The following is a 5,670-nucleotide window of genomic DNA, read 5'->3' on the forward strand; positions in this document are numbered from 1 at the left end:
CGCCAACGCTGAGCATAACGACATGTATGCCGCGATCGACGCCCTGACCGACAAGCTGGATAAACAACTCAAAAAGCATAAGGAAAAGACCCAGAGCCTCCTCCAGGGCGCGACCGGTCGTTAACACTCCCAACCCATGATCCGACTTGAAAACATCCTGACCCCCGGCCGTTCCTTGGTGAACGTGCCGGGCGGCAGTAAAAAGAAAGCCCTCGAACAAATTGCCAACCTGATCGCCCGTGAAGTGCCGGGTCTGGCCATGCAGGATGTCTTTGAGAGTCTGGTCGCCCGTGAAAAACTCGGTTCCACCGGTTTTGGCAACGGCATCGCCATCCCCCACTGCCGCCTCAAAGGTTGCGAGTCGCCCATCAGTGCCTTGATGCACCTGGACGCCCCTATAGATTTCGACGCCATCGATGGTGCTCCGGTCGACCTGCTATTCGTTCTGCTGGTCCCGCAAGCCGCCACCGATGCGCACCTGGAACTGCTCCGCCAGATCGCCAGCATGCTCGATCGCAAAGAAGTCCGTGATCGCCTGCGCAGCGCAAAAAGTAATGAAGCCTTGTACCAGGTTGTCCTCGACGAGCAGAACGGTCACTAATCATGCGTTTGATCATCGTCAGCGGCCGCTCCGGCTCAGGTAAAAGCACCGCCCTCGATGTACTGGAGGACAGCGGTTATTACTGCATCGACAACCTCCCGGCCGGCCTGCTACCGGAATTGGCCGAGCGCGCACTGATTCACACCGAACTGGCGCAACCACTGGTCGCGGTTTCCATTGATGCGCGCAACCTGCCCAGCCACCTTTCACGCTTCCCGGAGCTGCTGGAAGAAGTGCGCAGTCGGCACATCCAATGCGATGTGCTGTATCTGGACGCCGACGAAGAAACCTTGCTCAAGCGTTTCTCGGAAACCCGCCGCCGGCATCCGCTGAGCAACGCCAACCGCTCGCTGGCCGAAGCCATCAATGACGAGACCAATCTGCTGGGGCCGATTGCCGACCTGGCAGACCTCAAGGTCAATACCACCAATCTGAACCTGTATCAGCTGCGCGATACCATCAAGTTGCGCCTCTTGAACCAGCCAGAGCCGGGCACTGCGTTTCTGGTGGAATCCTTCGGCTTCAAGCGGGGCATGCCGGTGGATGCCGATCTGGTGTTCGACGTACGTTGCTTGCCGAACCCGTACTGGAAGCCGGAACTGCGCGCTCAGTCCGGGCTGGACCAGCCGGTTGCCGAGTATCTGGCGGCTCAGCCGGATGTCGAAGAGATGTTCCAGGACATCTCCACATACCTGCTCAAATGGCTGCCGCGCTTTGCCGCCAGCAATCGCGCTTACGTCACCATCGCCATTGGCTGCACCGGCGGGCATCACCGCTCCGTCTACCTGACCGAACGTCTGGGCCAGGTCCTGCAACAATCCCTGAAGAACGTCCAGGTTCGCCACCGCGACCTTAGCTAAAGGATTCACACCGCGATGCCTGCTCTGGAAATTGAAATCATCAACAAACTGGGTCTGCATGCCCGTGCTTCAGCCAAATTCGTTGGCAAAGCTGCGGAGTTTCCCTGTGAGATCAGAGTGGGCCGCACCCCCGACAAGGACAAGATGGTCGATGGCAAAAGCATCATGTCCATGATGATGCTCGCTGCCGGCAAGGGAACGACGATCCACCTTCACGCAGAAGGGGACCGGGCTCAGGATGCGTTGGATGCGTTGAAGGAACTGATCAACAACTATTTCGGCGAAGGCGAGTAAACGCATAACCTTTTTGCGAGCGGGCTTGTGTGGCGAGGGAGCTTGCGTCGGGCAATAAAAAAGCGSGCCACCCAAWGGGTGGCGCGCTTTTTTTKTATMGCGGTAGCGCTTAGCTACCCGCTACGGTCATCCGCTCGATCAACACCGAGCCTGTGCGAATGTTGCTGCGCAGTTCCAGGTCATTACCCACGGCAATGATCTGCTTGAACATATCGCGCATGTTGCCGGCAATTGTCACTTCCTGGACCGCGAACTGGATTTCACCGTTCTCGACCCAGAAGCCCGCCGCGCCGCGAGAGTAGTCACCCGTGACCATATTCAAACCCTGCCCCATCAATTCGGTCACCAGCAAGCCGCGCCCCATGCGACGCAACAGCGCCGCCTGGTCTTCGTCGCCGTGGGTAACGAAAAGATTGTGCACGCCTCCGGCGTTGGCGGTGCTTGGCATGCCGAGTTTGCGTCCGGAATACGTACCCAACACATAAGACACCAACTCGCCCTTCTCGACGAACGGTTTGGCGTACGTCGCCAGACCATCGCCATCAAACGCAGAGCTGCCCAAGGCGCGCATCAGATGCGGGCGCTCATCGATAGTCAGCCATTCAGGGAACAGTTTCTGGCCCAGCGCACCTTCGAGGAACGACGACTTGCGGTACAGGTTGCCGCCCGAAATTGCCCCGAGGAAACTGCCGAACAGACCACCCGCCAGTTCCGCGGAAAACAGCACCGGCACTTCGCAGGTCGGCACCGGACGCGCGCCCAAACGGCTGGCTGCCCGTTGCGCCGCACGCTGGCCGATGCTCACCGGATCGGCCAGCAAGTTGCCCTGGCGATTGACGTCATACCAATAGTCGCGCTGCATCTGGCCGTCAGCTTCGGCGATCATCACGCAGCTCAGGCTGTGACGCGTCGACGCATAACCACCGATAAAGCCATGGCTGTTGCCATAGACGCGGCAGCCCTGGTGAGTGCTCAAGGTGGTGCCATCGGCGTTCTTGATCCGGCTGTCGGTGGCGAACGCCGCCGCTTCACAGGCCAGCGCCCGCTCGATCGCTTGCTCAGGGGTGATGTCCCATTCGTGGAACAGGTCGAAGTCCGGCAAGTCCTTGGCCATCAGCGCGGCGTCGGCCAGGCCCGAGTGCTCATCTTCGGAGGTGTGCTTGGCGATGGCCAAGGCGGCGGCGACGGTTTCGCGAATGGCCTCCGGGCCACTGGCCGAGGTGCTGGCCGAGCCTTTGCGCTGGCCAACATACAAGGTAATGCCAAAACCCTGGTCACGGTTGAACTCAACGGTTTCAACCTCCCGCTGACGCACCGTGGTCGACAGGCCTTGCTCCAGAGACACAGCCACTTCGCAGGCGCTGGCGCCCTGACGCCTGGCTTCGGCGATGATCTGCTCGACTTGCTCTTGCAGTGCCGGCAACGCTTGTGGGCCGACGCTTTCAACTGCACTCATGCTGTTCTCCACTCAAATTCTGCTTTCGGTTAAGGTCATCGAGCGACCGGGCCGGACAAGCGGCCCCCGACTGGTTATCATGGCGGCGTTTCTTTGCGGACTGCCACCATGGTTGATTCTTACGACGACTCCCTCGACGGGGGAGAAAAAAGCAAATCCCAGGTCAAACGCGAGCTGCATGCTCTGGTTGACCTTGGCGAGCGCCTTACAACACTCAAGCCTGACTTGCTGGCAAAACTGCCGTTGACCGACGCTTTGCGCCGGGCCCTGGCCGATGCGCCCAAGCACACCGCGAATATCGCGCGTAAACGGCACCTGCAGTTCATCGGCAAGCTGATGCGCGATCAGGACACCAGCGCCATTTTGGTGCTGCTTGACCAACTCGATGCCTCCACTCGCCAGTACAACGAACGTTTCCACGGTCTGGAACGCTGGCGCGATCGCTTGATCGCTGGCGACGATGCCGTACTGGAAAAGTTCGTCGTCGACTACCCGGACGCGGATCGCCAGCAACTGCGCTCCATGATCCGTCAGGCCCAGCACGAGCTCGCCCAAAGCAAGCCTCCTGCTTCCAGCCGAAAAATCTTCAAGTACATCCGTGAGCTGGACGAGACTCAACGCGGTTTGCGTTAGTCTTCGACCGGGGTGTTCGGCCATGCCGCGCACCCCAGGCTCCATCCCTTACGCGCCCGTGCCACCCACGGTAATCGCGTCGATTTTCAAGGTTGGCTGGCCGACACCCACCGGCACCGACTGACCATCCTTGCCGCACGTCCCTACCCCGCTGTCCAGCGCCAGATCGTTACCGACCATCGACACCCGGCTCATGGCTTCCGGACCGTTACCGATCAACGTTGCGCCTTTGACCGGCGCGGTAATCTTGCCGTCCTCGATCAGGTACGCTTCGCTGGTGGAGAACACGAACTTGCCGCTSGTGATGTCGACCTGACCACCGCCCAGGTTGGCGCAGTAGATACCCTTCTTCACCGAAGCGATGATTTCTGCCGGATCGCTTTCGCCGCCGAGCATGTACGTGTTGGTCATGCGTGGCATCGGCAGATGCGCGTAAGACTCGCGGCGACCGTTGCCGGTGCGCGCCAGGCCCATCAGGCGAGCATTGAGCTTGTCCTGCATGTAGCCCTTGAGCACGCCGTTTTCGATCAGTGTGGTGCACTCGGTCGGGGTACCTTCGTCGTCGATACTCAGCGATCCACGGCGACCGGCCAGTGTGCCGTCATCGACGATGGTGCAGAGTTTGGAGGCAACCATTTCACCCATGCGGCCGCTGTAGGCCGAACTGCCTTTGCGGTTGAAGTCTCCTTCCAGGCCATGACCGACCGCTTCGTGCAGCAACACGCCGGACCAGCCCGAACCCAGAACCACCGGCAAGGTACCGGCCGGCGCCGGAATGGCTTCGAGATTCACCAGCGCCTGGCGCAATGCCTCACGGGCGTAGCTCATGGCACGGTCTTCAGCGAGGAAATAGCGGTAATCGGTACGCCCGCCGCCGCCATGACCACCGCGTTCACGGCGACCGTTCTGCTCGACGATCACACTGACATTGAAGCGCACCAGCGGTCGTATATCCGCCGCCAGTCCACCGTCGGTGGAGGCCACCAGAATCCGTTCCCAGACCCCGGCCATGCTCACGGTGACTTGCTGGATACGCGGATCGAGCGCGCGAGTGGCCACGTCGATACGCTTGAGCAGCTCGACTTTCTCGGCGCGAGTCATTACTTCCAGCGGGTTATCGGGCCCGTACAAACGGGCAACATCCTGGGTGCTGAACGCTTGTACCGTACCGTTTTGCCCGGCACGGGAGATAGAGCGCGCAGCACGGGCCGCCAGACCCAAGGCTTCGAGGGTGATCGCATTGCTATAAGCAAAACCGGTTTTTTCACCCGATTGCGCACGCACGCCGACCCCCTGATCGAGGTTGAAGCTGCCTTCCTTGACGATACCGTCTTCGAGCGCCCAGGACTCGGAGATCTGTCCCTGGAAATACAGGTCGGCCGCATCGATGCCCGGGCCGGCCAGGTCACCCAACACGCTTTGCAGGTTCTCGATCGTCACGCCGCCCGGCGCAAGCAGATGTTCACTGACTGAGGACAACAACTCGCTCATAGGTTTTACGCCTTAATTCCACGTTCTGAGGCAGGTCGCTGTGCGCCCTGCGAGAAAAAGCGCCGGTGACTGGACACCGGCATCCGCGCCCGGATGGACGCCTGTTCGCTGCTATCGCGTTCGGCCAGCAGCACGGCCTCGCCTTGATCCTGTTCCGCCAGCACGCGCCCCCACGGGTCAACAATCGCTGCATGGCCAAAGGTTTCACGCGGCCCCGGATGAGTGCCACCCTGGGCGGCCGCCAACACGTAACACTGGGTTTCGATGGCCCGCGCGCGAATCAATACTTCCCAATGGGCCGCGCCTGTTACCGCCGTAAACGCTGACGGTGCAGT

At 60.6% G+C, this 5,670-nt stretch carries 8 protein-coding genes; 5 read left to right on the forward strand and 3 right to left on the reverse strand.

Annotated elements, in window-relative coordinates; genetic code table 11:
* From hpf to AC1DH9_RS20470, 4 genes are all read left to right on the forward strand, one after another.
* A partial coding sequence (gene hpf, locus AC1DH9_RS20455) for a ribosome hibernation-promoting factor, HPF/YfiA family (RefSeq protein WP_477808678.1) occupies nt 1-124 on the forward strand: 124 nt, incomplete at its 5' end.
* A 12-nt stretch (nt 125-136) separates the two neighbouring features.
* Nucleotides 137-601 carry a PTS IIA-like nitrogen regulatory protein PtsN gene (gene ptsN, locus AC1DH9_RS20460; RefSeq protein WP_054593995.1) on the forward strand — a complete coding sequence of 155 codons (465 nt, stop codon included), beginning with the start codon at nt 137-139 and terminating at the stop codon, nt 599-601.
* Nucleotides 602-603: 2 nt separating this feature from the next.
* Nucleotides 604-1,461 carry an RNase adapter RapZ gene (rapZ, locus tag AC1DH9_RS20465; RefSeq protein WP_427546856.1) on the forward strand — a complete coding sequence of 286 codons (858 nt, stop codon included), beginning with the start codon at nt 604-606 and terminating at the stop codon, nt 1,459-1,461.
* A gap of 15 nt (nt 1,462-1,476) precedes the next feature.
* On the forward strand, nt 1,477-1,755 hold the full coding sequence (locus AC1DH9_RS20470) for an HPr family phosphocarrier protein (protein WP_427546853.1): 279 nt from the start codon (nt 1,477-1,479) through the stop codon (nt 1,753-1,755).
* 109 nt (nt 1,756-1,864) lie between these two features.
* On the opposite strand, the gene pmbA is transcribed toward AC1DH9_RS20470, so the two are convergent.
* A complete protein-coding gene (gene pmbA, locus AC1DH9_RS20475; RefSeq protein ID WP_427546850.1) occupies nt 1,865-3,211 on the reverse strand; it encodes a metalloprotease PmbA in 1,347 nt (448 codons plus the stop codon).
* A 108-nt stretch (nt 3,212-3,319) separates the two neighbouring features.
* Here pmbA and yjgA point away from each other — a divergent pair, with 108 nt between their 5' ends.
* The gene (gene yjgA / locus AC1DH9_RS20480) at nt 3,320-3,844 is read left to right on the forward strand and encodes a ribosome biogenesis factor YjgA (RefSeq protein WP_054593999.1); all 525 of its coding nucleotides are present in this window, start codon (nt 3,320-3,322) and stop codon (nt 3,842-3,844) included.
* Nucleotides 3,845-3,892: 48 nt separating this feature from the next.
* Here yjgA and tldD read toward each other — a convergent pair whose 3' ends face one another.
* A complete protein-coding gene (gene tldD, locus AC1DH9_RS20485) occupies nt 3,893-5,335 on the reverse strand; it encodes a metalloprotease TldD (protein WP_054594000.1) in 1,443 nt (480 codons plus the stop codon).
* 5 nt (nt 5,336-5,340) lie between these two features.
* Nucleotides 5,341-5,670, reverse strand: a 330-nt coding sequence (locus AC1DH9_RS20490; protein WP_477808677.1) for a nitrilase-related carbon-nitrogen hydrolase, incomplete at its 5' end; no start/stop codon positions are given.

The sequence above is a fragment of the Pseudomonas sp. 05T35 genome (assembly GCF_056396605.1).

Excerpts from the sequence above, each read along its gene's own strand:
- ptsN (WP_054593995.1), top strand. The coding sequence starts at position 137 with ATGATCCGACTTGAAAACATCCTGACCCCCGGCCGTTCCTTGGTGAAC.
- rapZ (WP_427546856.1), top strand. The coding sequence starts at position 604 with ATGCGTTTGATCATCGTCAGCGGCCGCTCCGGCTCAGGTAAAAGCACC.
- AC1DH9_RS20470 (WP_427546853.1), top strand. The coding sequence starts at position 1,477 with ATGCCTGCTCTGGAAATTGAAATCATCAACAAACTGGGTCTGCATGCC.
- pmbA (WP_427546850.1), bottom strand. The coding sequence starts at position 3,211 with ATGAGTGCAGTTGAAAGCGTCGGCCCACAAGCGTTGCCGGCACTGCAA.
- yjgA (WP_054593999.1), top strand. The coding sequence starts at position 3,320 with ATGGTTGATTCTTACGACGACTCCCTCGACGGGGGAGAAAAAAGCAAA.